Source organism: Mesorhizobium sp. LSJC280B00 (assembly GCF_000502835.1).
Taxonomy (GTDB): Bacteria; Pseudomonadota; Alphaproteobacteria; order Rhizobiales; family Rhizobiaceae; genus Mesorhizobium.
Genome location: NZ_AYVL01000007.1, coordinates 142,230 through 167,325, shown reverse-complemented (window position 1 = coordinate 167,325; position 25,096 = coordinate 142,230). Strand labels below are relative to the sequence as shown.

23 protein-coding genes and 1 pseudogene are annotated in these 25,096 nt (G+C 64.3%); 18 read left to right on the top strand and 6 right to left on the bottom strand.

Features of this window, described 5'->3' with window-relative positions:
• Positions 1-88: 88 nt before the first annotated feature.
• The 4 genes from X773_RS52170 to X773_RS52155 are packed head-to-tail and all read left to right on the top strand — an operon-like array spanning position 89 to position 4,307.
• Positions 89-1,084 carry an ABC transporter ATP-binding protein gene (locus X773_RS52170; RefSeq protein WP_023676347.1) on the top strand — a complete coding sequence of 332 codons (996 nt, stop codon included), beginning with the start codon at positions 89-91 and terminating at the stop codon, positions 1,082-1,084.
• Positions 1,085-1,098: 14 nt separating this feature from the next.
• Positions 1,099-2,049, top strand: coding sequence for an ABC transporter permease (locus X773_RS52165; protein ID WP_023676346.1), 951 nt, complete (start codon positions 1,099-1,101; stop codon positions 2,047-2,049).
• Positions 2,039-2,854, top strand: coding sequence for an ABC transporter permease (locus X773_RS52160; RefSeq protein ID WP_023676345.1), 816 nt, complete (start codon positions 2,039-2,041; stop codon positions 2,852-2,854). The genes X773_RS52165 and X773_RS52160 overlap by 11 nt, the downstream gene beginning before the upstream one ends.
• A gap of 25 nt (positions 2,855-2,879) precedes the next feature.
• Positions 2,880-4,307 carry a gamma-aminobutyraldehyde dehydrogenase gene (locus tag X773_RS52155; protein ID WP_023676344.1) on the top strand — a complete coding sequence of 476 codons (1,428 nt, stop codon included), beginning with the start codon at positions 2,880-2,882 and terminating at the stop codon, positions 4,305-4,307.
• Between the two features lie 17 nt (positions 4,308-4,324).
• Here the strand turns inward: X773_RS52155 and nhaA are convergent, their stop codons facing one another.
• The 5 genes from nhaA to X773_RS52130 all read right to left on the bottom strand — a co-directional run bounded on the left by nhaA (position 4,325) and on the right by X773_RS52130 (position 11,237).
• Complete coding sequence (gene nhaA / locus X773_RS52150) at positions 4,325-5,518, bottom strand: Na+/H+ antiporter NhaA (protein WP_023676343.1); 1,194 nt, start codon at positions 5,516-5,518, stop codon at positions 4,325-4,327.
• A gap of 91 nt (positions 5,519-5,609) precedes the next feature.
• Positions 5,610-6,173, bottom strand: a complete 564-nt coding sequence (locus X773_RS52145; protein ID WP_023676342.1) for an ActR/PrrA/RegA family redox response regulator transcription factor — start codon at positions 6,171-6,173, stop codon at positions 5,610-5,612.
• Positions 6,174-6,236: 63 nt separating this feature from the next.
• Positions 6,237-7,562, bottom strand: a complete 1,326-nt coding sequence (locus X773_RS52140) for an ActS/PrrB/RegB family redox-sensitive histidine kinase (protein WP_023676341.1) — start codon at positions 7,560-7,562, stop codon at positions 6,237-6,239.
• Positions 7,563-7,652: 90 nt separating this feature from the next.
• Positions 7,653-10,271 (bottom strand): ATP-dependent helicase HrpB, encoded by a 2,619-nt coding sequence (gene hrpB / locus X773_RS52135; protein WP_023676340.1) that lies wholly within the window; start codon positions 10,269-10,271, stop codon positions 7,653-7,655.
• A gap of 75 nt (positions 10,272-10,346) precedes the next feature.
• Positions 10,347-11,237 (bottom strand): DMT family transporter, encoded by an 891-nt coding sequence (locus X773_RS52130; RefSeq protein ID WP_023676339.1) that lies wholly within the window; start codon positions 11,235-11,237, stop codon positions 10,347-10,349.
• A gap of 27 nt (positions 11,238-11,264) precedes the next feature.
• Between X773_RS52130 and X773_RS52125 the strand changes: the two genes are divergently transcribed.
• The 14 genes and pseudogenes from X773_RS52125 to dhaK all read left to right on the top strand — a co-directional run bounded on the left by X773_RS52125 (position 11,265) and on the right by dhaK (position 23,999).
• The gene (locus X773_RS52125) at positions 11,265-11,954 is read left to right on the top strand and encodes a PIG-L deacetylase family protein (RefSeq protein ID WP_023676338.1); all 690 of its coding nucleotides are present in this window, start codon (positions 11,265-11,267) and stop codon (positions 11,952-11,954) included.
• A 212-nt stretch (positions 11,955-12,166) separates the two neighbouring features.
• Entirely contained in the window at positions 12,167-13,498 is a 1,332-nt protein-coding gene (locus X773_RS52120) for an ABC transporter substrate-binding protein (RefSeq protein WP_023676337.1), read from the top strand.
• A 126-nt stretch (positions 13,499-13,624) separates the two neighbouring features.
• Complete coding sequence (locus X773_RS52115) at positions 13,625-14,572, top strand: sugar ABC transporter permease (protein WP_031211681.1); 948 nt, start codon at positions 13,625-13,627, stop codon at positions 14,570-14,572.
• Complete coding sequence (locus X773_RS52110; protein WP_023676335.1) at positions 14,569-15,519, top strand: carbohydrate ABC transporter permease; 951 nt, start codon at positions 14,569-14,571, stop codon at positions 15,517-15,519. Before X773_RS52115 ends, X773_RS52110 begins: the two co-directional genes overlap by 4 nt.
• Positions 15,516-15,716 carry a hypothetical protein gene (locus X773_RS52105; RefSeq protein ID WP_023676334.1) on the top strand — a complete coding sequence of 67 codons (201 nt, stop codon included), beginning with the start codon at positions 15,516-15,518 and terminating at the stop codon, positions 15,714-15,716. The genes X773_RS52110 and X773_RS52105 overlap by 4 nt, the downstream gene beginning before the upstream one ends.
• A 3-nt stretch (positions 15,717-15,719) precedes the next feature.
• Positions 15,720-16,832, top strand: coding sequence for an ABC transporter ATP-binding protein (locus tag X773_RS52100; RefSeq protein ID WP_023676333.1), 1,113 nt, complete (start codon positions 15,720-15,722; stop codon positions 16,830-16,832).
• Positions 16,825-17,838 (top strand): ABC transporter ATP-binding protein, encoded by a 1,014-nt coding sequence (locus tag X773_RS52095; RefSeq protein ID WP_023676332.1) that lies wholly within the window; start codon positions 16,825-16,827, stop codon positions 17,836-17,838. Before X773_RS52100 ends, X773_RS52095 begins: the two co-directional genes overlap by 8 nt.
• A 67-nt stretch (positions 17,839-17,905) precedes the next feature.
• Complete coding sequence (locus X773_RS52090; RefSeq protein WP_023676331.1) at positions 17,906-19,549, top strand: dihydroxyacetone kinase subunit DhaK; 1,644 nt, start codon at positions 17,906-17,908, stop codon at positions 19,547-19,549.
• A gap of 81 nt (positions 19,550-19,630) precedes the next feature.
• Positions 19,631-20,233, top strand: a complete 603-nt coding sequence (gene dhaL, locus X773_RS52085; protein ID WP_023676330.1) for a dihydroxyacetone kinase subunit DhaL — start codon at positions 19,631-19,633, stop codon at positions 20,231-20,233.
• A pseudogene (dhaM, locus tag X773_RS52080) lies at positions 20,230-20,630 on the top strand (dihydroxyacetone kinase phosphoryl donor subunit DhaM). The gene dhaL and the pseudogene dhaM overlap by 4 nt, the downstream one beginning before the upstream one ends.
• A 22-nt stretch (positions 20,631-20,652) precedes the next feature.
• Positions 20,653-20,955: an HPr family phosphocarrier protein gene (locus X773_RS52075; RefSeq protein WP_023676329.1), complete on the top strand. Its 303-nt coding sequence runs from the start codon at positions 20,653-20,655 to the stop codon at positions 20,953-20,955.
• Positions 20,939-22,555 carry a phosphoenolpyruvate--protein phosphotransferase gene (ptsP, locus tag X773_RS52070; RefSeq protein WP_023676328.1) on the top strand — a complete coding sequence of 539 codons (1,617 nt, stop codon included), beginning with the start codon at positions 20,939-20,941 and terminating at the stop codon, positions 22,553-22,555. Before X773_RS52075 ends, ptsP begins: the two co-directional genes overlap by 17 nt.
• An 8-nt stretch (positions 22,556-22,563) precedes the next feature.
• A complete protein-coding gene (locus tag X773_RS52065; RefSeq protein ID WP_023676327.1) occupies positions 22,564-22,986 on the top strand; it encodes a hypothetical protein in 423 nt (140 codons plus the stop codon).
• 26 nt (positions 22,987-23,012) lie between these two features.
• Positions 23,013-23,999 carry a dihydroxyacetone kinase subunit DhaK gene (gene dhaK, locus X773_RS52060; protein WP_023676326.1) on the top strand — a complete coding sequence of 329 codons (987 nt, stop codon included), beginning with the start codon at positions 23,013-23,015 and terminating at the stop codon, positions 23,997-23,999.
• 284 nt (positions 24,000-24,283) lie between these two features.
• Here dhaK and X773_RS52055 read toward each other — a convergent pair whose 3' ends face one another.
• Positions 24,284-25,075 (bottom strand): DUF2259 domain-containing protein, encoded by a 792-nt coding sequence (locus X773_RS52055; protein WP_023676324.1) that lies wholly within the window; start codon positions 25,073-25,075, stop codon positions 24,284-24,286.
• Positions 25,076-25,096: the final 21 nt, after the last annotated feature.

Here is a 25,096-nt window from a genome sequence, read left to right as displayed (position 1 = left end):
CACTATACGAGGAGAAGGTGCCGGCAGGCGGATGAGAGGCAGCGCTACCGCCTGAAATTTGATGAGCCTGACAGATCAGGACAGCCCCATGACCTCCGCCGTTTCCTTCCAAAACGTCTCTCGCCATTTCGGCAGCGTGCGTGCCGTCGACGCGGTCGATCTCGACATCGTGCCGGGCGAGTTCTTCGCTATGCTCGGGCCTTCCGGCTCGGGCAAGACGACGTGCCTGCGCCTCATCGCCGGTTTCGAGCAGCCGACGGCGGGCTCGATCGCGATCTTCGGCGAACGCGCCGAGGGCGTGCCGCCCTATCGCCGCAACGTCAACACCGTGTTCCAGGATTATGCGCTGTTCCCGCATCTCAACGTGCTCGACAACGTCGCCTATGGGCTGATGGTCAAGGGCGTCGGCAGACCGGAGCGGCAAAAGGCGGCGGAAGAAGCGCTGGCGCTGGTGCGGCTTCCCGGCTACGGCGCCCGTCGCCCTGGCCAGCTTTCCGGCGGCCAGCGCCAGCGCGTCGCGCTCGCCCGTGCGCTGGTCAACCAGCCCAAGGTGCTGTTGCTCGACGAGCCGCTCGGCGCCCTCGACCTCAAGCTTCGCGAAAACATGCAGGAGGAGTTGAAATCGCTGCAGAAGGCGCTCGGCATCACCTTCGTGTTCGTCACCCACGACCAGGGCGAAGCGCTGTCGATGGCCGACCGCGTGGCCGTCTTCAATGACGGCAAGATTATGCAGATCGGCACGCCGGAAGACATCTACCAGCGTCCCAAGACCCGCTTCGTCGCCGATTTCGTCGGCTCGTCCAACGTGCTGCCGCCGGATTTCGTCCAGCGCTATGCCGGCCAGCATCGCTGGGGCAGCCTGCGGCCCGAATCCATCCGTATTGGCCGGGCCAACGGCCAAGGGGTTGCCGCCCGCCTGGTCTCGACCAACTATCTCGGCGCCACGACAAGACTGGCGCTCGATGCAGAGGGCTTGCGGCTGCATGCCATCGTGCCGGCGGGTGCTGCCTTGCCCCGGGAAGGCGAGGCGGTGGTGCTCACCTTCAACCGCGAGCATTTGCATCTGATGGACGAGCTAGGATGAGCCTGGACGCTGCCATGCCGCGGGCCACGGCCCCCGCCATCCTGCCGGGTAGTGGCGGCGTACGCGGCGGGCTCTCCGATCTCTTCTGGCGCCGGCCGCAATTCTTGCTGCTCCTGATGCTGCTACCCCCGGTTCTTTGGCTCGGCATCGTCTATATCGGCTCGCTGTTTGCGCTGCTTTTGCAGAGCTTCTTTTCGATCGATGAGTTCTCCGGCCTCATTAACCGCGAGTTCACGCTGAAGACTTATGGCGACCTGCTGCAGGCCGCCAATCTCGACATCATCCTGCGCACGGTGACGATGGCGGCGCTGGTGACGCTGGCTGCGGCGATCATCGCCTTTCCCATCGCCTATTACGCGGCGCGCTATGCGCGCGGCCGTTGGAAGGCGCTGTTTTATCTCGGCGTCATGCTGCCGCTGTGGTCGAGCTACCTGGTCAAGATCTATGCCTGGAAGCTGATCCTGGCCAAGGAAGGCATCCTGACATGGCTGCTGGCCAAATTGCATCTTCTCTGGCTGCTTGATGCCTGGCTATCGCTGCCGATCGTCGGCGGCAACTCATTGTCGGTCTCCTCAACCGGCACCTTCATCGTCTTCGTCTATGTCTGGCTGCCATTCATGATCCTGCCGGTGCAGGCCGCACTCGAGCGCGTGCCGGGCAATTTGGTCGAGGCTTCGTCCGATCTCGGCGCCTCGCCCGGCCAGACCTTCGGCAACGTGCTGTTCCCACTGGCGCTGCCCGGCATCGTTGCCGGCTCGATCTTCACCTTCTCGCTGACGCTCGGCGACTACATCATTCCTCAGATCATCGGCACCTCGCGGCTGTTCATCGGCCAGGCCGTCTATTCGCAGCAAGGCACCGCCGGCAACATCCCGCTCGCCGCCGCCTTTACCGTGGTGCCCATCGTTATCATGGGCTTCTATCTCTGGGGCGCCAAGCGCATGGGGGCTTTCGATGCGCTCTGACCGTGGCCCATCCGCGCCGATCGGCCTGAAGCTCGCTGCCACCGGCGGCCTGCTCTTTCTGCACCTGCCGATCCTGCTGATCTTCGTCTATGCCTTCACCACCGAGGAGAAGAGCTTCGTCTGGCCGCCGCCGGGCTTGACCACGCAATGGTTCGCCGTCACCTGGAACCGCCCCGACGTCTGGCAGGCGCTGTCATTGTCTGTGCGGGTCGCGGCGATCTCGACTGCCATCGCTCTGATCCTCGGCACGCTATGCGCAGCCGCCGTGTCCCGCACAAAATTCTTCGGCCGCGAAACCATCTCGCTGCTGGTCATCCTGCCGATCGCGCTGCCCGGCATCATCACCGGCATCGCGCTGCGCTCGGCCTTCGCGCTGGCCGAAATCCCGTTCTCGTTCTGGACGATCGTGCTCGGCCACGCCACTTTCTGCGTGGTCGTCGTCTACAACAATGCGGTCGCCCGTTTCCGCCGCACGTCCGGCTCGATGATCGAGGCGTCGATGGATCTCGGCGCCGATGGTTTCCAGACCTTTCGGCATGTCGTGCTGCCCAACATCGCAACCGCGCTGCTGGCCGGCGGCATGCTTGCCTTTGCGCTGTCCTTCGACGAGGTCATCGTCACCACCTTCACCGCCGGCCAGCAGCAGACGGTGCCGATCTGGATGCTCGAAGAATTGATCCGTCCGCGCCAGCGTCCGGTCACCAATGTCGTGGCGATGGTGGTAGTGCTGGTGACGCTGCTCCCCATCCTCGCTGCCTATTACCTGACCCGCGACGGCGACCAGATCGCCGGTTCGGGCAAATGATCTCGTTCATAAGGGAGAGACTTCCATGGACACGCAGATGCTGATCGGCTCGAAATTCGAAAAAGGCACCGAGACCGAGGAACCGATCCTCAACCCGAAGACCGGGGCGACCATCCTCAATCTGTCCGAGGCCAGCCCAGCGCAGATCGAGGCGGCCGTGCTTGCTGCCGAAAAAGCCTTCGTCACCTGGTCCCGCACAACACCGGCGCAGCGCGCCGGCTATCTCCTGAAGATCGCCGATCGCATCGAGGCTGCTGCACAGGATTTCGCGGCGCTCGAGGCGCTGAACTGTGGCAAGCCGATCAATGCCGTGCTCAATGACGAGATCCCGGCGATCGTCGACTGCTACCGCTTCTTTGCCGGCGCGGTCCGCTCGATGCCCGGCCAGGTCGCAGGCGAATACATTCCCGGCCACACCTCGATGGTCCGCCGCGACGCCATCGGCGTTGTCGCGTCGATCGCGCCGTGGAACTATCCGCTGATGATGATGGCCTGGAAGCTGGCGCCGGCGATTGCCGGCGGCAACACCGTCGTCTTCAAGCCGTCGGAACAGACGCCGCTGACCGCGCTGAAGCTGGCGAAAATCCTTGCCGAGATCCTGCCGGAAGGCGTCGTCAACGTCGTGCTCGGTCGCGGCGACAGCGTCGGCAACACGCTGATCAACCACCCGAAGGTCAACATGATCTCGATCACCGGCGACGTCGCCACCGGCAAGAAGGTGCTGCAGGCTGCCGCCAAATCGGTCAAGCGCACGCATCTCGAGCTCGGCGGCAAGGCGCCGGTCATCGTCTTCGACGACGCCGATCTCGGCGCGGTGGTCAACGGCCTGCGCGCCTTCGGCTATTACAATGCCGGCCAGGATTGCACCGCCGCCTGCCGCATCTACGCTGGCAAGAAGATCTACGACAAGCTCGTCGCCGACCTCTCCGCTGCCGTCTCGACCATCAAGTATGATCGTCCTGACGATACCGAAAACGAGATCGGCCCGCTGATCTCGCGTCGCCAGCGCGACCGCGTCTCGAGCTTCGTCGAGCGCGCCTCTGAGCTCAAGCACATCGAGATCACCACGGGCGGCAAGCCGGGCGAGGGCTCCGGCTTCTTCTACCAGCCGACCGTCGTCGCCGGCGCGCTGCAGGAGGACGAGATCGTGCGCCGCGAAGTGTTCGGTCCGGTGGTCTCGGTCACCCGCTTTTCCGAAGTCGACGAAGCGGTGGACTGGGCCAATGACTCTGACTATGGCCTGGCGTCGTCGGTGTGGACCAAGGATGTTTCGCGCGCCATGGCGACGGCGGCCCGGCTGCAATATGGCTGCACCTGGATCAATACCCATTTCATGCTGACCAACGAGATGCCGCATGGCGGGTTGAAACAATCCGGCTACGGCAAGGACATGTCGCTCTACGCGCTGGAGGACTATACGGCCGTCCGCCACGTCATGGTCGCTCACGGGTAGCGCCCGCGAGGAGACGCCTATTCTTCCGCCTCCTCCGCCTCGCCTCCGGCCGGCGCCACCAGCAGCACAGCGGCGCCTAGGAGCGCGGCGATAAAGGAGCCAGCGAGGATGCCGACCTTGACCGCGTCCTGCAGGGCGGCGTCGCTGGCGAAGGCGAGCAGGCCGATGAACAGGCTCATGGTAAAACCGATGCCACAGAGCAGCGAAATGCCGACCATGTGCAGCCAGCCGGCATTGACCGGCAGATCGGCGAAGCCAAGCCGGATGGCAAGCGCGGAAGACCCGAACACGCCGACCAGCTTGCCGGCGACGAGGCCTGCGGCGACGCCGAGCGTCAGCGGCTCGATCAAGGCGGCAGCGCTGAGACCGCCGAGCGAGACGCCGGCGTTGGCAAAGCCGAAAATCGGGATGACGAAAAAGGCGACGATCTTGTGCAGGCCGTGTTCGAGCCGGTGCAGCGGCGAATGGTCGAGATCATGGCCGCTGCCCGGTGAGATCTTCAGCGGTATGGTGAGAGCCAGCGCGACCCCGGCGAGCGTCGCATGGACGCCCGATTTGAGCACCAAAACCCACAGAACGATGCCGAGCAAGATGTACGGCAGCAGCGTCAGCACCCGCATGCGGTTGAGCACCACCAGCAGCGCGATCACGGCGAAGGCGGCGCCGAGATAGGCGAGCGAGAGGCCGCTGGTATAGAACACCGCGATGATGAGCACCGCGCCGAGATCGTCGATGATGGCGAGCGCGGTGAGGAATATCTTCAGCGAGCCCGGGACGCGCCTGCCGAGCAGCGACAGCACGCCGAGCGCAAAGGCGATATCGGTGGCGGTCGGGATCGCCCAGCCAGACAGAGCGGCTGGATTGTTGTGGTTGATGGCGACGTAGACCAGTGCCGGCGCTGCCATGCCGCCGGCGGCGGCGATGCCGGGCAGCACGCGGCGCGGCCAGGTCGACAGCTGGCCGTCAAGCATTTCGCGCTTGATCTCGAGGCCGACCAGCAGGAAGAACACCGCCATCAGGCCGTCATTGATCCAGTGCGAGACGCTGAGCGGTCCGAGATAGGCATGGAGGGCGGAGAAATAAGCCTCGCCCAGCGGCGAATTGGCGACGATCAGGGCCAAGGCCGCCGCAGCCATCAGGACGAGGCCGCCGGCCGCCTCGCTGTCGAGGAATTCGCGCAGCATGGAGACCAGCCGCTTTTCGTCCTGCATGTCGCCTCCGTCGTATCAGTAGCAAGGTCCGACACCGCCAAGCGATGATGCGCAAACAGCGCTGGCCGGGCAAGCCTGTAATGAGAGCCCTTTAGCGCGGCGCGCGCTTGGCGAGGATGCGTTGCAGCGTGCGGCGATGCATGTTCAGGCGGCGTGCGGTTTCCGAGACGTTGCGGTCGCACATTTCGTAGACGCGCTGGATGTGTTCCCAGCGCACGCGATCGGCCGACATCGGATTTTCTGGCGGCGCTGCGCGTTCGCCCGCGGTGCGGGTCAGGGCGGCAAAAATATCGTCGGCATCGGCCGGCTTCGACAGATAGTCGATGGCGCCGAGCTTTACCGCCGTCACCGCAGTGGCGATGTTGCCGTAGCCGGTGAGGATGATGGCGCGGGCATCGTCGCGCTTCTCGCGAATCGCGGCGACGACGTCGAGGCCGTTGCCGTCGGCCAGCCGCATGTCGACCACCGCATAGGCCGGCGGATTGGCGCGCGCTTTGGCAACCGCCTCCTCGACGCTCTCCGCCGTCTCGACCACGAAACCCCTGGTTTCCATGGCGCGGGCAAGCCGCGTCAGGAACGGCTTGTCGTCGTCTACGATCAGCAGCGAGGTATCCTCGCCTTCGACCATTGCGCCAATCGTTTCGTCAGTACTCATCGTGCTGAAAATCCTGCTGCCTGATTTTTACGCAAATATAGTTTCGCAACGCTATTGTCCAATTTAGGCCGTGTCGAACATGGTGGCCGAAGCCTGCTCGGGATTGAGGAAGACGCTGCGCGGCCACGATATCTGCACGATAGCGCCCTCGCCGGGCTCGCTTGAATTGCGGAAATCGAGCGTCGCGCCGGAGCGTTCGAGCAAGGTCTTGGCGATGAATAGGCCGAGGCCGAGGCCGCCGCCGGCTTCGGTGCCTTGTCGTGTCGACATATAGGGTTCGCCGATACGGTCGATGATCTCCGGTGGAAAGCCCGGCCCGTCGTCGATGATCGAGAAGCTGACGGCGGCTTCATTCCAGTTCCAGCGCACTGTCACGCTGTTGCGGGCGAAGTCGACCGCGTTCTCGACCAGATTGCCGAGGCCGTAAATGACGCCGGGATTGCGCCGGCCCACCGGTTCCGGGCCGATGCGCTCGCCCGGCCGAAGCTTGATCGAAATGCCGAAATCGCGGTGCGGCGCCGTCACCTCCTCGACCAGCGAGGTCAGCGGCAGGCGCGAGAGGTGCACCTCGCTCTCGGAGGACAGGCTGGTCAGGCGCTTCAGGATTTCGCGGCAGCGCTCGCTCTGCGAACGCAGCAGCCTCACGTCCTCGCCGTATTTCGGATCTTCGCCAAGCGCCTTCTCCATTTCCTTGGCGACAAGCGTGATGGTGGCGAGCGGTGTGCCGAGCTCGTGCGCGGCGGCCGCGGCGAGGCCGTCGAGGGCAGAGAGATGCTGCTCTCGCTGCAACACCAATTCCGTGGCGGCAAGCGCGTTGGCAAGCAGCCGCGCCTCCTCGGCCACCCGGAAGGCATAGATCGCGGTAAAGGCGATGGAGCAGAACACCGCCATCCACATGCCTGCGACATAGATGACCGGCATCGCCAATGGCGCGCCCTCATGCCATGGCAGCGGCAGGTGGTAAAAGACCAGCAGCGTCGCCGCCACGATCACCAGCGCGCCGAGCATGGCGGTCAGCCGCAGCGGCAGCGACGTCGCCGAGACGACGACGGGCACGGTCATCAACAGCGAAAACGGATTGGTGAGTCCGCCGGTCATGTAGAGCAGGCCGGCAAGCTGCAGGCTGTCGAAGGTCAGGATGGCGAAGGCCGAGAACGGGGTAAGCCGATGCGCCGCCGGATAGCGGAAGGTCAGCAAAAGGTTCATCCAGGCCGAACAGGCGATCAGCGCAAAACACATGCTGACCGGCAGCGGAAATTTCAGCCCGTAAGCGACGACAAGCACGGTCAGGCTCTGGCCGACGATGGCAAGCCAGCGCAACCTGATCAGCGTGTTGAGGCGCAGCCGCTGACTTTGCTGGAAGTCGGGTGCGTGCAGGATGTTTATCATGGCCAGTGATTATAGAGGGGAAACAGCCGGAGGTCTTTTCCGAAAAACCGCCGAAGCCGGCCCTCGGTTCGGGATGACAATCTGGAAGCATCAGGTACCGCGCGGCTTGGCGCGGCTGGTGGCGGCGGCGAGAAGCGGGTTCTCCGGCCAGACATGCCTGGGATAGCGGCCGCGCATCTCTGCCCGCACATCGGCCCAGGAGCCGCGCCAGAAGCCGGGTAGGTCGCGCGTCGTCTGGATCGGCCGGTGAGCCGGCGACAGCAATTCGAGCGTCAGCGGCACAGTGCCGTTGGCGATCGCCGGATGCCGGTCGAAGCCGAACAGTTCCTGCACGCGGATCGCCAGCACCGGCCATTCGCCGCCATAGCGGATCGGCAGCCGGCTGCCCGACGGCGCGTCGAAATGGGTCGGCGCCAATGTGTCGATCTTGCGCTGCAATTCGTGCGGCACCAGCGTCATCAGGCCTTGCGAAAGCACGCTGGGATCGATTGCCGCAAAGGATGCCGCGCCGGAAAGGAACGGCAGCAGCCAGTCGTCGAGGCGCTCGACGAGCGCGGCATCGGAGACATCGGGCCATGGCGCGCCGAGGCCGCGATGCAGCCAGCCGAGCCGCTGCCGCAACGTCTCCGCCTCCCTGTTCCACGGCAACAGGGACAGGCCGTGTTCGCGCAAGGCGTCGAGGATGGCGCGATCCGCGTCGGCACCGGTCGGCGCCGGCAGCATGCGTTCGGACAGCGTGATGGCGCCGAGGCGAACCGTTTCGCGCACCCGCACCGCGCGCCTGTCGCGGTCGAAGCTCACCTCGCGGCGGGTCTCGGTCTTTTCCGCCAGCGCAGTGCGGATGTCGGCCTCATCGATGGCTGCTGCTGCGGTGATGCGGGCGTTCTGCGCCTTGCCCTGCAGGTCGGCGACGACGAGCCAGGTCTCGCCGGCCAGCGGATCGGAGGCGTCGAGCATGGCGCCCGAGCCGTTGGCAAGCACGAAGCGGCCACGCTCGCCGCGCGCTTTGGCGACCCGATCCGGCCAGGCATGGATGAGGAGAGCGCCGGCTGTGCTGCCCTCCCTCTTGAGGGGGTCGGAAGGACGAGCGAGCCCCGTGGCTCGCCCCGGCGCGTCGATCCGCGTAGCGGATCGGGGTGGGGTCGGTTCGGGCACGCCATCGACGACCCCGCCCCGTCTCCCTCGTCTCGCTGCGCTCGGCTCGCTCGCCGACCCTCCCCTCGAGGGGGAGGGTGAAGCCTGCTTTGCCAGCCTCTCAGCCAGCTGCCGGGCGGCGGTGGCGCGCGGCGATCTTTCGGCGCGAAAGCGCAGCAGCCGCCGTTCGAGATCGGCACCATCGCCGCCAAGGCCACGCTCGGTCAACAATACGGCGAGCATCGCCGCCTCGAGCGCCTCTCCGGTTCTTGCCGCCTCGGCGACCATGTGGGCGAGCCGCACCGGTAGCGCCAGCCTGCGCATCGCGGCACCGGCATCCGTCAGGCGTCCTGCCGCATCGACAGCATCGAGCGCACGTAGCAGTACCCTCGCCTCGGTGAGCGCCGGAGCCGGCGGGGGGTCGAGGAAGGACAGGCTGGTCGGATCGGCGACGCCGAACGCCGCGCTATCGAGCAACAGGCCGGAAAGATCGGCCTCGAGGATTTCCGGCGGCGTGAAGGCCGGCAGGGCCGCTGTCTGCTCGGCCCGCCACAACCGGATGGCGACGCCCGGCTGCGTGCGCCCGGCACGGCCGGCGCGCTGGTCGGCGGAAGCGCGGGAAGCACGTACCGTCTCCAGCCGCGTCAGGCCGCTCGCCGGCTCATAGCGCGGCAGCCGCGACAGGCCGGAATCGATGACGACGCGCACACCGTCGATGGTGATGGAGGTTTCGGCGATCGACGTCGCCAGCACGACCTTGCGGCGGCCGAGCGGCGCCGGCTTAATCGCCGCGTCCTGCGCCTTGTTGTCGAGCATACCATAGAGCGGCACGATGTCGGTATCGGCGCCGACCTTGCCCGCCAGCCGCTCGGCGGTGCGCTCGATCTCGCGCTGGCCGGGCAGGAAAGCGAGCACGCTGCCCTCCTCCCCGGCAAGCGCCGAGCGGATCGCCTTGGCCATGGCGTCCTCGATGGTGACGCCGGCCGGCCGCTCGTCATAGCGGATGTCAACCGGGAAGGCGCGGCCTGCGCTCTCGATCACTGGCGCGCCGGACAGCAATTTTGCGACACGCGCGCCGTCGAGCGTTGCCGACATCACCAGCAATCTGAGTTCGGGCCTCAGCGCACCCTGCACGTCGAGCGCCAGCGCCAACCCGAAATCGCCGTCGAGCGAGCGTTCGTGGAACTCGTCGAATAGCACCGCCGCGACACCAGGCAGTTCCGGGTCGTCGAGGATCATGCGGGACAGCACGCCTTCGGTGACGACGAGAATCCTGGTCTTTGCGGAACTGCGGTTTTCCATGCGCATGGCATAGCCGACGGTTTCGCCGGGCTCTTGGCCGAGCAATTCGGCCATGCGGCGGGCGGCAGCGCGGGCGGCGAGGCGGCGCGGCTCGAGCAGGATGATCTTTCCGGCGCCGAGCCATTCAGCGTCGAGCAGCGCCAGTGGAACCAGCGTCGTCTTGCCGGCACCGGGCGGCGCCACCAGCACGGCGCTGTTACCATGGCTCAGCGTTTCATTGAGCGCCGGCAAGACAACGGAGACCGGCAGGTCCGGCAAGGGTTTTGTCGTCATTGTGCTATGCTGTGCAGCCAGTTGGCAGCGACCGCATATCAGCGGTGGCGGTCGCGACGCAACCTCGGCGCCGACTCAAAGCCTGGTCCGCGAAAACGGGTTCCAGCGCACCGTGCCGAGCCGCACCTCCTCGCGCACCATCGTCAGCAGGCCGGAACCGCCGACCACGGCCAAGCCGACCAGCGACAGAAAATCCGGATATTCCCTGAAGAACAGCGCACCTAGAACCACCGCCCAGACGATCTGCGAGTAATGCGTCGGCGCGATGCGGTTGGCCGGCGCGTATTTGACCGCCAGCAGATGCAGCAGCTGGCCGCCGGCGGTAAAGGCGCCGGCCAGCACCAGCCAGGCCCATTGCCTGCCATCCGGCAGCGAGAACGAGGTAGCCGCCGCACCGACGCCGTTGAAGAGCAGGCCGTAGCCGATCAGCACGCCGAGCATCGTCGTGCGCTTTTCCTGCGCGGCGAGTGAACGCATCAGGATGACATTGGTGGCGGCCAGGAAGGCGATGATGAACGCCGCCAGATGGCCGAGCTGCAACTCGCGAAAACCAGGCCTGACGACCAGCATGACCCCGGCAAAGCCGGCGGCGACCGCCAGCCATCGCCATGGGCCGACCTTTTCCTTGAGGACCAGCGTGGCCAGGATAGTGACGAACAGCGGCGCCAGAAAGATGAGCGCATAGACTTCCGCCAGCGGGATGGTGGTGAAGGCATAGACGCTGAGCACGCCCGAGGCGATGCCGGCCCAGGCCCGGGCCTGTACCGCCCAGGGCCGGTTGGTGCGCCAGAAATCGAGCCAGCGCTCGCCTGCCGGCCTGGCAAAGAGCAGAAAGCAGCCGGCAAACAATGTCGAGAAGAAGCCGATCTCGAAGACGTTGAACTGCCCGCCCAGGCTTTTGACAACCGCGTCGCTGCACGAATAGCTTGCATAGGCGATGAGCGCGAGCAGAATTCCGTTGGGCACGTTTTTCCATTTCCGGGAGAGATGAGAGTGAAGATATTGGCGCTTGGCGCGCATTCGGACGACATCGAGATCTTCATGTTCGGTACGATGGCGGCCTATGCCGCGCAAGGCGCAGAACTCTTTTTTGCCATAGCCACGGATGGCACCAGGGGCGGCTACGGCGATCCGTCAGCGCTGGCCCGCAGGCGCCGCAAGGAGGCGACGGCGGCGGCCGGCCTGCTTGGCTTGACGCCGCGCTTCCTCGACTTTCCCGATGGCGGGCTGGTCGCGGATGCCGCGCTGATCGGGGCGCTCAAAGCACTGATCGGCGAGATAGGGCCGGATCTGGTGATAACGCATGCGCCGAACGACTATCATGGCGACCACCGCGCGCTGTCGGATGGCGTGCGCATCGCAGCGTCATTCTCGGTGCCGGTGCTACATGCCGACACGTTCGGCGGCACCGGGTTTTCGCCAACGCACTACGTCGATACCTCCAGGCATTTCGATCTCAAGGCGGAGGCGATCCGGGCGCACCAGTCGCAGGATCCCGAGCGTTTCGTCGACGCGGCGCGCACCCAGAACGCCTTTCGCGCCGGCCAGTGCAACGGCCCAGCCGGATCGTTCGCCGAGGCCTTCCGCTTCGAGCCAGTCTTCCCCTTCGCCGATATCCGCGCGCTGCTGCCGCCGGCCCCAGTGATCCGTCCGGTGGCCGTCAGCAACAAGACGGTGACCTAGGCAGGTCGCCGCAACTTCTCACGTTGCTTTCGTATCCAGCATGCTGCGATGCAGCAACGAATTCGCTTGCCTTGTTTAGTAAAAATTGCATCACTAAACAAATTACTAAACATCCGGTGCGCCGCCGCGTCGTTGTGTTTGGGCCCCCGAGGAGGGGTTTAGCGGGCTCTTGAAACCGTCATCCGGACGCGTTTCGCAAATGGGAGGAAGGCATGAAATCGACCTTGAAATTGGCGTTGGGACTGGCATCGACACTCTTTGCGTCGACAGCCGTTTCGAATGTCGCGCAGGCAGAAGATCTGACGCTTTGCTGGGCAGCCTGGGACCCGGCCAACGCGCTTGTGGAATTGTCCAAGGACTTCACCAAGGAAACCGGCATCGGCATGAAATTCGAATTCGTGCCGTGGACCAACTATGCCGATCGCTTTCTCAACGAGCTGAATTCGCACGGCAAGCTGTGCGACCTCATCATCGGCGACAGCCAGTGGATCGGCGGTGCCGCCGAGAACGGCCATTACGTCAAGCTGAACGACTTCTTCGACAAGGAGAAGATCAGCATGGACGATTTCGTGCCGGCGACCGTCGTCGGCTATTCGGAATGGCCGAAGAACTCGCCGAATTACTGGGCGCTGCCGGCCATGGGTGACGTCGTCGGTTGGACTTACCGCAAGGACTGGTTCTCCAAGCCGGAGCTGCAGAAGGAATTCAAGGAAAAGTACGGCTGGGATCTCGGCCCGCCGACGACCTTCGACCAATTGAAGCAGATCGCCGAATTCTTCCAGAAGCGCGACATCGACGGCAAGACCGTCTATGGCGCGTCGATCTACACCGAGCGCGGCTCGGAAGGCATCACCATGGGCGCCATGGACGTGCTCTACAGCTTCGGCTTCCAGTACGAAAACCCGAAAAAGCCCTACGAGATGGAAGGCTTCGTCAACTCCGATAAATCGGTGAAGGGCCTGGAGTTCTACAAAGCCCTTTACGATTGCTGCACCCCTCCCGGCGCCTCGAACAGCTACATGGGCGAAGGCGTCGATGCCTTCAAATCCGGCCAGGTGGCGATGCACATGAACTTCGCCTTCACCTGGCCAGGCCTGCAGAAGGACGAGAATGTCGGCGGCGACAAGATCGGCTATTTCGTCAATCCCAAAGGTTCGGACGGGGACCAGTTCGCCCAGCTCGGCGGCCAGGGCATCTCGGTGGTCTCCTATTCCGACAAGCAGGAAGCCGCGCTCAAATACATCAAATGGTTCGCCAACAAGGACGTTCAGTCCAAATGGTGGTCGCTCGGCGGCTATTCCTGCCTCAACGCGGTCGTCAAGGACCCGGCCTTCCCGGCCAGCCAGCCCTACGCGCAGACCTTCCTCGACTCGATGGCCATCGTGAAGGACTTCTGGGCCGAGCCGAGCTATGCCCCGCTGTTGCAGGCATCGCAGAAGCGCTTCCACGACTACGTCGTTGCCGGGCAAGGCTCGGCCAAGGATGCGCTCGACGGCCTCGTCAAGGACTGGACCGAGGTCTTCCAGGACGATGGAAAGATGTAGCCGGGGCAAGATGTAACCGGCTCCTCCCGAGCCCGTGACCGAACCGTCCCGTGCCACTTGGCACGGGACACAGTTCAGATAAATTCCATTGTCGAGACGAGCCAAGTGACCGAAGCAGGACTGACCATGCTCAATCGGACGGCGGACAGCGTTGCCCGGGCTACGCCCGAGCCGTTGGCCCGCAAGGTCCGGGGCATCAGCGACAAGGGCCTCGCCTGGCTGTTCATCTCGCCGACGATCCTGTTGCTTTTAGCTATCAACATCTTTCCGCTGTTCTGGGCAATCTATCTGTCCTTCACCAATTTTCGCGCCAATCGGCCCAACGAGGTTGTGAAGAACCTTGGGCTGGCAAACTACAAGCGCATCCTCGCCGACCAGGACATCTGGATCGCCATGCAGACGACGGCGCATTTCGTGTTCTGGACCATCCTGCTGCAGACGCTGATCGGCTTCACGCTGGCTTGGCTGATCGACCGCAAGTTTCGCGGCCACGCCTTCTGGACGACAATCATCCTGGTGCCGATGATGCTGTCGCCGGCGGTCGTCGGTAATTTCTGGCGCTTCCTCTACGAGCCGCAGATCGGGCTGTTCGCCTACGCCGTTTCGTTCGTCACCGGCATTCCGGCAACCGAAATCAGCATGCTCTCCAACGTGTCACTGGCGCCATGGTCGATCATCATCGTCGACACCTGGATGTGGACGCCTTACGTGATGCTGATCTGCCTCGCCGGCCTGCGCTCGATCCCCGAATACATCTACGAAGCGGCCGAGGTCGACCGCGCCTCCAACTGGCGGCAGTTCTGGTCGATCACGCTGCCGATGGCGCTGCCCTTCATCATGCTGGCGGTGCTGTTTCGCGGCATCGAGAACTTCAAGATGTTCGACATGGTCAATTTGCTCACCGGCGGCGGGCCGGGATCGACCACCGAAGTGGCCTCGATCACACTGAAGCGGCAGGCCTTCGAAAGCTGGCGGACGGGCTATTCCTCGGCCTTCGCCATCATCCTGTTCGTCGCAGTGTTTGGCCTCGCAAACATCTACGTCAAGGCGCTCAACAAGGTGAAGCAGAGATGAGCCTGACGTCAGCCCATTCCGTTGTCGCGCCGTCGGCCACGTCGAAGCGCGTCGCCGGCACCATCATCGTCGCCTACGCGCTGATCTCGATCGTGCCGCTGCTGTGGATCTTCGCCACCAGCTTCAAGACGCCGCCGGATTCGATCGCCTATCCGCCGAAGATCCTGTTCCAGCCCAGCCTCGAGGGCTACTGCAACCTGTTCTCGACCCGGACTCGGCAAACACCGGAATACATCAACTCGCTGGGACCGGCGACGGGCCTGTGCGACGAGACGGTGCGCAAGCGCAACATGGTGATCGCCGGCCCGTCCAACTTCATGCCGCGCTTCGTCAATTCGCTGATCATCGCGTTCGGCTCGACGTTTTGCGCGGTGTTCCTCGGCACGCTGTCGGCCTATGGTTTTTCGCGCTTCAAGGTGCCGCTCGCCGACGACCTTCTGTTCTTCATCCTGTCGACGCGGATGATGCCACCGATCGCCGTCGCCATCCCGATCTACCTGATGTACCGGGAGCTTGGCCTGTCGGACACGGCTCTCGGCATGATCCTGCTTTATACGGCGGTCAACGTGTCCTTGGCGGTGTGGCTGCTGAAAGGCTTCATCGACGAGATCCCGCGCGAATATGAAGAAGCGGCGATGATCGACGGCTACACCAGGCTGCAGGCGTTCTGGCGCACGGTACTGCCGCAGGCGACCACCGGTATTGCCGCAACCGCCATCTTCTGCCTGATCTTTGCCTGGAACGAATATGCCTTCGCTGCGCTACTGACCTCGGGCACGGCGCAGACCGCGCCGCCCTTCATCCCGACCATCATCGGCGAAGGCGGTCAGGACTGGCCGGCGGTCGCGGCCGGCACGACGATCTTCCTGGTGCCGATCCTGGTCTTCACCATCCTGCTTCGCAAGCAATTGCTGCGCGGCATCACCTTTGGCGCGGTGCGTAAATGAGCATGACCGCAAAACGCAAATCGCGCTGGCCCGTCTGGGCCAGGCGCGGGCTGATGGAAAACGTCGCCACCGCGATCATCGCTATCGGCTTCCTGATGCTGTTCCAGCCCTTCGCACTGGTGCTCTACACCTATTCCTTCATCACCATGCTTGCGGGCACGGCGATGTTCATCATCGTCTCGAAATTTCCGGAGTAGACGATGGCCGAGATCAGGGTCGAACATCTGAGAAAGGCATTCGGCGATTTCGTCGCCGTGCAGGATTCCAACTTCGTCGTCGAGGACGGCGAATTCTTCGTCATGCTGGGGCCGTCCGGCTGCGGCAAGACGACGACGTTGCGCATGATCGCCGGGCTCGAACTGCCGACCGGCGGCAAGATCCTGCTTGGCGGCGAGGACGTCACCATGCGGCGTGCCCGCGAGCGCGACATCGCCTTCGTCTTCCAGCTGTTCGCGCTCTATCCGCACATGAATGTGCGGAAGAACATCGGCTTTCCACTGCTGGCGCAAGGCATGCCAGGCGCTGAAATCCGGAGCCGAGTGGAGGAGACGGCGAAGCTTTTGCGGATCGACCATCTGCTCAACAAATCGGTCTCCGGGCTTGCCGGCGGCGATCGCCAGCGCGTGGCGCTCGGCCGCGCCATCGTACGGCGGCCAAAATGTTTCCTGATGGATGAGCCGCTCGGCACGCTCGACACCGAATTCCGCGACCTGATGGTCCATGAATTGCGAGAACTGCACAACCGCATCCACGCCACCACCGTCTATGTCACGCATGACCAGATGGAAGCGATGTCGATGGCCGACAAGATCGCGGTGATGAACCACGGCGTCATCGAGCAGTTCGGCACGCCGCGCGAGATCTACGACCGGCCGGCGACGATGTTCGTCGCCGACTTCATCGGCTCGCCGCCGATGAATTTCCTCGGCTTCGGCGGCGGGCTTTCAAAGGGCGCCAGGGAAATTGTTGTGCAAGGCGCGAAGGTGGCCGTGCCGGAGATCCGCGAGGACGTCGCGCCGGCCGAGATGGCGCTTGGCATCCGACCGGAGCACATCCGCTTCGACGACGCTTCGAAGCTGCGCGGTGCTATTTACGGCACGGAATATCTCGGCACCACTCAGATCGTGGCGGTGGAGACAGCAGACGGCATCATCAAGGCCAGGGTGCCGGCCGAAATCCGGCTCAATCCGGGCGATCATGTGGGCCTGGCGCTGAGCAGCGCGCGGCTGTCGCTGTTCGCAAAAGGATCCGGCCGTGCGGTGCGCACCGAAATCCATGACTCGGCCTCCCAGGGGAGAGCACATCATGGCTGACGTTCACATCAAAAGCGTGACCAAGGCTTTTGGCGAGCATGTCGCCGTCGACAATCTCGACCTGCATATCGCCGACGGGGAATTCGTCGTGCTGCTCGGGCCGACCGGCGCCGGCAAGACGACGACGCTCAGGCTGATCGCCGGGCTGGAGCGTCCGGAAGCGGGCTCGATCCATATTGCCGGCCACGACACGACGACGCTGTCGCCGGCCGAGCGCGACACCGCTTTCGTGTTCCAGCAATATTCGCTCTATCCGCATCTGTCGGTTTACGACAACCTCGCCTTTCCGCTGCGCTCGCCAGCACGGAAAATGCCGGAGGATCAGATCCGCCGCCGCGTCGAGGACGTGGCCAAGATGGTGCGCATCCACCACAAGCTGAATAATCGCTCGACCAAACTCTCTGGCGGCGAGATGCAGCGCGTCGCCATCGGCCGCGCTTTGGTGCGCAAGCCGTCGATCTACCTGATGGACGAGCCGCTGTCGTCGCTCGACGCCAAGCTGCGCGCCGATCTCAGGCTCGAGCTGAAGCGCATCCAGGCGGAACTCGGCGCCACAATGCTCTACGTCACGCACGACCAGATCGAAGCGATGACCATGGCCGACCGCATCGGCATTCTCGCCGACGGCGTGCTGGTGCAGATCGGTTCCCCGCGCACGATCTATTCTGAGCCGGCAAACCTTCACGTCGCCGCAAGGCTCGGCCAACCGGCAATCAATTTGTTGCCGGTCGGACTGCTGCCGGATGGCGGCGCGCCGGCGGGAACAAAGACGATCGGTGCTCGTACCGAACATCTTTCGATCGAGAAGGCGGCGAACGGCCATGCCGACGGCGTCGTCGATTGGGTCGAGCATCTCGGCGACCAGAACCATCTGCATGTGACGGTGGGGACCAGGAAGCTGGTGACGCTAACCGACCCCGACACCGACCTGGCGCAGGGCGACAAGATCATGATCCGCTATCGCTCGCCGCTGTATTTCGGCCCCGATGGGCGACGGCTGATGTGAGCGCTGCGCGAGTGTTTTCCTGGCACCTTTCAACCGGCAATTTCGGGCACCGGACTGGACCAATTCGATGAAGCATTTTTTCAATCGCAGGGATACGATCGTAACTGAGGCCCTGGACGGCTTCCTCGGTACGACCGGCGCCGGCGATCTCGCTCGCCTCGACGGCTATCCCGAGATCAAGGTCATTCTCCGCGCGAACTGGGATAAGACCAAGGTCGCGGTCATTTCCGGCGGCGGGGCCGGGCACGAACCTGCCCATGCCGGCTTTGTCGGCATTGGCATGCTGACGGCGGCGGTTTCGGGCGAGATCTTTGCTTCGCCGAGCGTGGAAGCGGTATTGGCCGCCATCCGTGCGGTGACCGGTCCCGCCGGGTGCCTGCTGATCGTCAAGAACTATACCGGCGATCGCCTCAACTTCGGCTTGGCCGTCGAGAAGGCGCGCGCCGAAGGCTTCCGCGTCGAGATGGTGATCGTCGCGGACGACATTGCCCTGCCTGATATTGCCCAGCCGCGTGGCGTGGCCGGCACCTTGTTCGTGCACAAGATCGCCGGCCACCTGTCGGAAGCCGGCATTGACCTGGCGGCGGTTGCCGCGGCGGCGCGGGCAGCGGCGGCGGATATCGTTTCGCTCGGCATATCGCTGTCATCCTGCTCGATCCCCGGTCAGAGCCATGAAGAAAGATTCGGGGCGGACGATGCCGAACTCGGCCTCGGCATCCATGGCGAACCGGGCGTTGAGCGGATTGCGGTGCAAAGTGCCGAAAGGCTGGTTGCGATCATGTCGGAGCGCCTTGCCGCGCGGCTCGATCCGGTCAGCGACTACGCCTTGCTGATCAATAATCTCGGTTCGGTGCCACCGCTGGAAATGTTGCTTGTCGCCAATGCGGTACTGGCTTCACCGCTGGCACAAAAGGTGACGCTGACAATCGGGCCCGGGCAGCTTATGACCGCGCTCAACATGAACGGCTTTTCCCTGTCGCTGATCCGGCTCGATGCATCGCGCGAAGCGGCGTTGCGGGCGCCGGTAGGCCCTCACGCCTGGCTGCCGGCAAGAGCCGTTCGCCAAGCCAGCGTCGTGCCGATGGCCAAAGCCGCCGGCCCGAACAACGCGTCGAAAGCCAGCCAGGACGCACGCACCGACCGGTTGGTTGTCGCGGTCTGCGACCGGCTGATCTCGCTTGAAGGCGCGTTGAACGGACTGGATGCCAAGGCGGGAGACGGTGACACCGGATCGACTGTGGCGGCCGGTGCGCGCAGCGTGCTTGGCCGCATTGCGACACTGCCGCTCGCTGACCCTGCCGCAACGCTCGCCGCCGTCGGCGATATCCTGAGCGCCAGCATGGGCGGCTCTAGCGGCGTGCTGTTGTCGATCTTCTTCACCGCCGCCGCGCTGGCGCTGGAGTCTGGCGAAACGCTTCCCAAGGCGCTTCTCGCCGGCCTCGATCGGATGTCCTTCTATGGTGGAGCGAGGGTCGGCGATCGCACGATGATCGATGCCCTGGAACCCGCCTTGAGGGCGCTGGATAGGGGGAGTCTGGAAGATGCGGCGGTCGCGGCGCAACGCGGAGCCGAGGCCACCGCTGCCATGCGCAGGGCCAAGGCCGGGCGGTCCGCCTATATTGGCAGCCAGCTCGACGGCGTGGTCGACCCCGGCGCCTTTGCCGTCGCCGAGGTCTTCACTGCCCTCGCTGCGTTGCTCGAACCCGCTTGACTGGGGAAAAGAATGCTTCAATTGCCGGATATGCAATTTTCTCGTACTGCCGGCAGCGCAGGGGCCAGGAGCATGGGTGATATGGCGGCAGCGGATATTTCCAGGCTGATCGAGGCGGCGGCAAACACGATCGCCGCACATGCCGAAGAGCTGACCAGTCTCGACCAGGCCATCGGCGACGGCGACCATGGGCTCAACATGAAACGCGGCTTCGAGGCAGTGCGGGCCGAGGCCGGCGCGTTTGCGGCAAAGCCGTTGCCCGAGGCGCTGAAGGCGATCGGCACCAAACTGGTGATGACCGTCGGCGGAGCTTCCGGTCCCTTGTTCGGCACGCTGTTCATGGCGCTCGGCAAGGAGATTTCCGCCGCGCCGGGTCGCGCCGACCTGGCGGCGGCCTTCGGCAAGGCGATCGAAGCGGTTGCCGCCAGAGGCAAGTCGCAGGCCGGGCAAAAAACCATGCTCGACGTGCTGCAGCCGGTGCATGAGGCCCTGCTGCAGGGAAAGACGGCAGCGGACATCGTCGAGATCGCCGACAACGCGGCCGACGCGACCGTGCCGATGAAGGCGCTGCGTGGGCGCGCCTCATTCCTTGGCGACCGTTCGATCGGTCATATGGATGCCGGCGCACGCTCGACTGCGCTTCTGGTGCGAGCCGTAGCCGAGGCAATCGAGAGGCGCGCATGAGCAATGTCGGCATCGTCATCGTATCGCATTCGCCGCTGGTCGCCGAAGGCACCGCCGACATGGTGCGGCAGATGGTCGGCAACGAAGTGCCGCTTGCATGGTGCGGCGGAAACGGCCATGGCGGGCTGGGAACCAATGTCGAGGCGATCATGGGCGCCATCGACAAGGCCTGGTCGGAGGCGGGGGTCGCGATCCTCGTCGATCTCGGCGGTGCCGAGACCAATAGCGAGATGNTAGCGAGATGGCGGTCGAGATGATCGGCGAACCACGCGCCCAGAAGATCATCGTCTGCAATGCGCCGATCGTCGAAGGCGCGGTGATGGCGGCGACCGAGGCTTCCGGCGGCGCCTCGCTCAGGGAAGTGGTGGCGACGGCGCACGAATTGTCGCCGTCGTGAACGAACGGGAATTTTGACAAGCATGTCCGCAGCAGCCGAAGCCAGCGTCCTGATCACCCATGAGGTGGGACTGCATGCGCGTCCTTCGGTGAAGTTCACCAAGCTTGCCAAGACGTTTTCGGCCGACGTCGAGATTGCGCTCGCCGCCAACGGGCCATGGTTCGACGCCAAGAGCATCGTCAAGGTGATGGCGGCGAAAGCGCCGAAAGGCACTGTCCTGCATATCAGAGCCAAAGGGGACGGCGCCGGCGAGGCGGTCGGCGCACTGGTCGAGCTGGTGCGGCGCGATTTCGACGAAGGCAAGGACCATGCCCGAACCGCTTAGGCTGCAGGGCATTTCGGCATCGGCCGGCTATGCCGAGGGGCCGCTGTTCGATCTGGGCCAGGCTGCTGTGCGTTATGTCCGCAAGGCGACTGCCGCGGACGAGAAGGCGGCGCTTGAGGCCGCCATCTCCATTGCCGCAGGCCGGCTCGCGACATTGATCGAAACCAGCGACAGCGAGGCGGCCGGGATCCTCGAATTCCAGCTCGCCATGCTGGAGGACGACGCGCTGACCGGCCCGGCCTTTGCGCGAATTGCCGAGGGCATGGCTGCTGATGTGGCTTGGCGAAAAGCGCTCGACGCCGAGATAGCCGGCTATGAAACATCCGAGCAGGACTATTTCCGGGCGCGCGCGGCCGACATGCGCGACATACGCGACCAGGTGCTACGCGCGCTTGCCGGGGGCGGCGACATTGCCGCGCCGGCAGGTGCGATCTTCTACGGCGAGGATATCGCACCGACGCGCTTCCTCGAAACCGACTGGAGTGCCGGCGGCGGCATAGCACTTACGGCCGGAAGTGCCGCAAGTCATGTCGCAATGCTGGCACGCTCACGCGGCGTGCCAATGGTGGTGGGGTTGGGGCTCGTAGCGCGTGGGGTAGCCGGGCCCGGTGCTTCGCCGGCTCAGCTTGTCGGAATCGCACTGCTCGATGCCGAACATGGCGGCATCGTGTTGGCGCCTTCGAAAGCGGAGATCGAGGCATTCCGGCGATCGTCGTCGTCTTTCGCGGCGCATCGCGACAATGCGGTAGCCTATTTGACAAGGCCGGCAGCAACGAAGACCGGCATAGCGGTCCACGTGCAGGTGAATATTGCCGATCCGTCCGATGTCGACCGCATCGATGCTGCGGCGTGCGACGGTGTCGGGCTGATGCGGACCGAATTCCTGTTCGGCAAGACGCTGCCGGACGAGGAGACGCAATATCGCGCCTACCGTAGAGTGCTGGAATGGGCAGGCGACAGGCCGGTGACGATCCGTACTGTCGATGCGGGCGGCGATAAACCTGTGCCGGGCCTGACCGTCGAGGAAGGTAATCCATTCCTTGGCCTGCGCGGGATCAGGCTGTCACTGATGCGTCCGGCGGTCTTTCGTGTGCAGATCCGCGCTTTGCTACGTGCTGCCATGCACGGCAATCTGAAGGTGATGTTCCCGATGATCGCCGTTCCGGAAGAGTATGAACACGCCACCGCGCTGTTCGCTGAGGAGCAGGCTGACCTTTTGGCGCGCGGCATCGCGCACAAAATGCCGCCGCTTGGCATCATGGTCGAGGTGCCGTCGGTGGCCATCGCACCGGAGGCATTCGCCAAGGCCGCCTTCTTCTCGATCGGCTCGAATGATTTGACCCAATACGTGATGGCCGCCGCGCGCGACAATGCGTCGGTCGCACATCTGAATTCCGTCAGGCACCCAGCCGTGCTCCGGCTGATCGCCTCGGTTGCCGCCTTCGGCCGCGAGCATAATATCCCGGTCAGCCTGTGTGGCGATGCCGGCGGCGACCCCGCCTCGATCCCGGCGCTGCTCGAAACCGGCCTGCGTGACCTCTCCGTCGCTCCCGCCCAACTCGCGATGGCCAAGGCGGCCATCGCGGACGTTTCGATCTAGGCCCCGGTATGGCAGACAAGGCGTCGCAATCCGGCCCCGAAGAGGCGATCCGCGCCTACAAGACGATCCTGTCGCAGGTGATCGACCAGCGCCCGTCCGGCATGCGCCAGCGCCTCGCTGATGCGCTGGGCAAGCATCGCAGCTTCGTCACGCAGATTTCCAGCCCGGCCTATTCGACGCCGATCCCGTCGAAGCATTTGCCGGCTATCTTCTCCGTCTGCCATTTCAGCCCGGCCGAACGCGATCATTTCCTTGAGGCCTACCATCGGGCGCATCCGGGAAAGATGTCGCTGGCCGCAGGCTTGCGCAAGACACGCCATGTCTCGCTGATCGTTCCCGATTTCGGCGACGACAAGCAGAACGCGGCGCTCGACCGGGCGGTCAACGATTTCATCCAGAAGATCACCAGCATCGCCGGCAAGGGCAGCTGACGCTGGGCTATTTCGGGAGGACGGCCATGAAGAAATTTTTGAATTCGGTCGATACGGTGCTGACCGAGAGCCTCGACGGCTTCGTTGCCGCGCATGCCGATATCCTGGCGCTTGGCGAGGAACACAAATTTGTCCGCCGCAAGCTGCTCACACCGGGCAAGGTGGCGCTGATCTCCGGCGGCGGCTCGGGTCACGAGCCGCTACATGGCGGGTTCGTCGGGCACGGCATGCTGGATGCGGCCTGCCCCGGCCAGGTATTCACCTCGCCAACGCCTGACCAGATGATGGCGGCGGCCGAAGTCGTCAATACGGGCGCCGGCTGCCTGTTCATCGTCAAGAACTACGAGGGCGACGTGATGAATTTCGACATGGCCGCTGAAATGTCGGAAGGCGTGATGCAAATCGTGACCAATGACGACGTTGCGGTCGAAAACTCGTCCTACACCACCGGCCGGCGCGGCGTCGCCGGCACGCTGGTGGTCGAGAAAATCGTCGGCGCGGCGGCCGAACAAGGCATGGCACTGGAGCCGTTGAAGGCGCTCGGCGAGCGCGTCAACGGCGCGACGCGCTCGATGGGCGTGGCGCTGACCAGTTGCACCGTGCCGGCGGCGGGCAAGCCGACCTTCAATATCGGCGATGGCGAGATGGAGTTCGGGGTCGGCATCCACGGCGAGCCTGGGAGGCGGCGCGACACATTGAAAAGCGCCGATGCTATCGCCGAGGAGATCTGTACCGCAATCCTGGGTGACCTGGGCGACGGTGCCAGAGGCCAGGCGCTACTCTTCGTCAACGGCTTTGGCGGCACACCGTTGATGGAGCTTTATCTGATGTACAACAGCGCCCGCAAAATCTTCGAGAAGCACGGCGTGACGGTGACCCGGTCGCTGGTCGGGTCCTATGTGACCTCGCTCGACATGGCCGGCTGTTCGATCACGCTGAGCATGCTCGACGACGAGGCGGCTGTTTGGTGGGATGCACCGGTACATACGGCCGCGCTGCGCTGGGGCATGTAGCGGCGGAGAATGCCCCAGAAATAGTCGGTGACAAGACCGGTATCGGCAACGCCGCGCATCGCCAGACAGTTGCCCTCCTCACCCTGCGTAAGATAAAGAATCTGCGGGTTTGGGGAGTTCGAGCATGCGTTACAATTGGGATCGGGCGCCGACGGGTTTCGAGCGCCATGGAAAGGTGCTGGCAGCCGCCTTGCTGATCGTCGGCGGGGTCGGACTTATGCTCGCTGCCCTCCCGCTTTAGGGACAACAAACTCGGGTAGCGGACTACGTCTCAGCGCGTTGCCTCAGTGCGCCTGGCCAGTCACGGCGATGAAACGGCGGTCGCGCCCTTCAAATCCCTGGCTGAAGCGCTGCACGAGCACCGCAAGCACGCCCGGTTTTCCATCCGGGGTGAATGCGTAAGATTCCGACAGGCTGTAGGAAGTCGGGCAATTCCTCGAACCGGGCACCGCCTTGTCCTCATGCAGCAGCTTGATCGGCTTGCCGTCCTGACCCTGCAGCGTCAGGCGAAAGCCGAGCGCCTTGCCGGTCGTTTCGCCTTGCTGCGTCGCGTCGAAACTCGCTGAACAATCCGCCGTGCTGTCGGCACGGATCTGCTCGAGCTGGATGGTGCCAAGCTCGTCATAGGCCGGCGAAAGCCATTTTTGCGAAACCTGCTCGAGGCGCGCAATGTCATTGTAGGCGACCATGTCGTCGGGAAAGGTGAACCTGTCCAAGGCAGTCCGCTCGCCGCGCGGCGCGATGGCATATTTGGCCAGCAAGGGCGCCGCCAGTTCGGCGGCCTGTGCCCTCGCCTGCGCAAGCGTCAATGTCGAATCCTCCGTCTCGTCGGCGATGACGATCGGCTTGCCGCCGACGAACTCATCGGTCCGCGTGTCGATGATCTCGATCTCCGACCAGCCCGAATCCGAAGCACCGGCATCGAGCGTGCCGTACTGTTCGAAGGCGAAGTAGTTGCCGTCTGGCGAAAAGCCGATGACGCGCCGGGCCGCCGCGTCGCCTGCCTGAGCAGCTGAAGCGAGCACCACCGCCAGCGTCGCAACCGCGGCAAACCCAAGCTCATATCGCAATTTCATCGCGCCCTGCCCCTAATGCCG

Excerpts from the sequence above, each read along its gene's own strand:
- X773_RS52170 (WP_023676347.1), top strand. The coding sequence starts at position 89 with ATGACCTCCGCCGTTTCCTTCCAAAACGTCTCTCGCCATTTCGGCAGC.
- X773_RS52165 (WP_023676346.1), top strand. The coding sequence starts at position 1,099 with ATGCCGCGGGCCACGGCCCCCGCCATCCTGCCGGGTAGTGGCGGCGTA.
- X773_RS52160 (WP_023676345.1), top strand. The coding sequence starts at position 2,039 with ATGCGCTCTGACCGTGGCCCATCCGCGCCGATCGGCCTGAAGCTCGCT.
- X773_RS52155 (WP_023676344.1), top strand. The coding sequence starts at position 2,880 with ATGGACACGCAGATGCTGATCGGCTCGAAATTCGAAAAAGGCACCGAG.
- nhaA (WP_023676343.1), bottom strand. The coding sequence starts at position 5,518 with ATGCAGGACGAAAAGCGGCTGGTCTCCATGCTGCGCGAATTCCTCGAC.
- X773_RS52145 (WP_023676342.1), bottom strand. The coding sequence starts at position 6,173 with ATGAGTACTGACGAAACGATTGGCGCAATGGTCGAAGGCGAGGATACC.
- X773_RS52140 (WP_023676341.1), bottom strand. The coding sequence starts at position 7,562 with ATGATAAACATCCTGCACGCACCCGACTTCCAGCAAAGTCAGCGGCTG.
- hrpB (WP_023676340.1), bottom strand. The coding sequence starts at position 10,271 with ATGACGACAAAACCCTTGCCGGACCTGCCGGTCTCCGTTGTCTTGCCG.
- X773_RS52120 (WP_023676337.1), top strand. The coding sequence starts at position 12,167 with ATGAAATCGACCTTGAAATTGGCGTTGGGACTGGCATCGACACTCTTT.
- X773_RS52115 (WP_031211681.1), top strand. The coding sequence starts at position 13,625 with ATGCTCAATCGGACGGCGGACAGCGTTGCCCGGGCTACGCCCGAGCCG.
- X773_RS52110 (WP_023676335.1), top strand. The coding sequence starts at position 14,569 with ATGAGCCTGACGTCAGCCCATTCCGTTGTCGCGCCGTCGGCCACGTCG.
- X773_RS52105 (WP_023676334.1), top strand. The coding sequence starts at position 15,516 with ATGAGCATGACCGCAAAACGCAAATCGCGCTGGCCCGTCTGGGCCAGG.
- X773_RS52100 (WP_023676333.1), top strand. The coding sequence starts at position 15,720 with ATGGCCGAGATCAGGGTCGAACATCTGAGAAAGGCATTCGGCGATTTC.
- X773_RS52095 (WP_023676332.1), top strand. The coding sequence starts at position 16,825 with ATGGCTGACGTTCACATCAAAAGCGTGACCAAGGCTTTTGGCGAGCAT.
- X773_RS52090 (WP_023676331.1), top strand. The coding sequence starts at position 17,906 with ATGAAGCATTTTTTCAATCGCAGGGATACGATCGTAACTGAGGCCCTG.
- dhaL (WP_023676330.1), top strand. The coding sequence starts at position 19,631 with ATGGCGGCAGCGGATATTTCCAGGCTGATCGAGGCGGCGGCAAACACG.
- X773_RS52075 (WP_023676329.1), top strand. The coding sequence starts at position 20,653 with ATGTCCGCAGCAGCCGAAGCCAGCGTCCTGATCACCCATGAGGTGGGA.
- ptsP (WP_023676328.1), top strand. The coding sequence starts at position 20,939 with ATGCCCGAACCGCTTAGGCTGCAGGGCATTTCGGCATCGGCCGGCTAT.
- X773_RS52065 (WP_023676327.1), top strand. The coding sequence starts at position 22,564 with ATGGCAGACAAGGCGTCGCAATCCGGCCCCGAAGAGGCGATCCGCGCC.
- dhaK (WP_023676326.1), top strand. The coding sequence starts at position 23,013 with ATGAAGAAATTTTTGAATTCGGTCGATACGGTGCTGACCGAGAGCCTC.
- X773_RS52055 (WP_023676324.1), bottom strand. The coding sequence starts at position 25,075 with ATGAAATTGCGATATGAGCTTGGGTTTGCCGCGGTTGCGACGCTGGCG.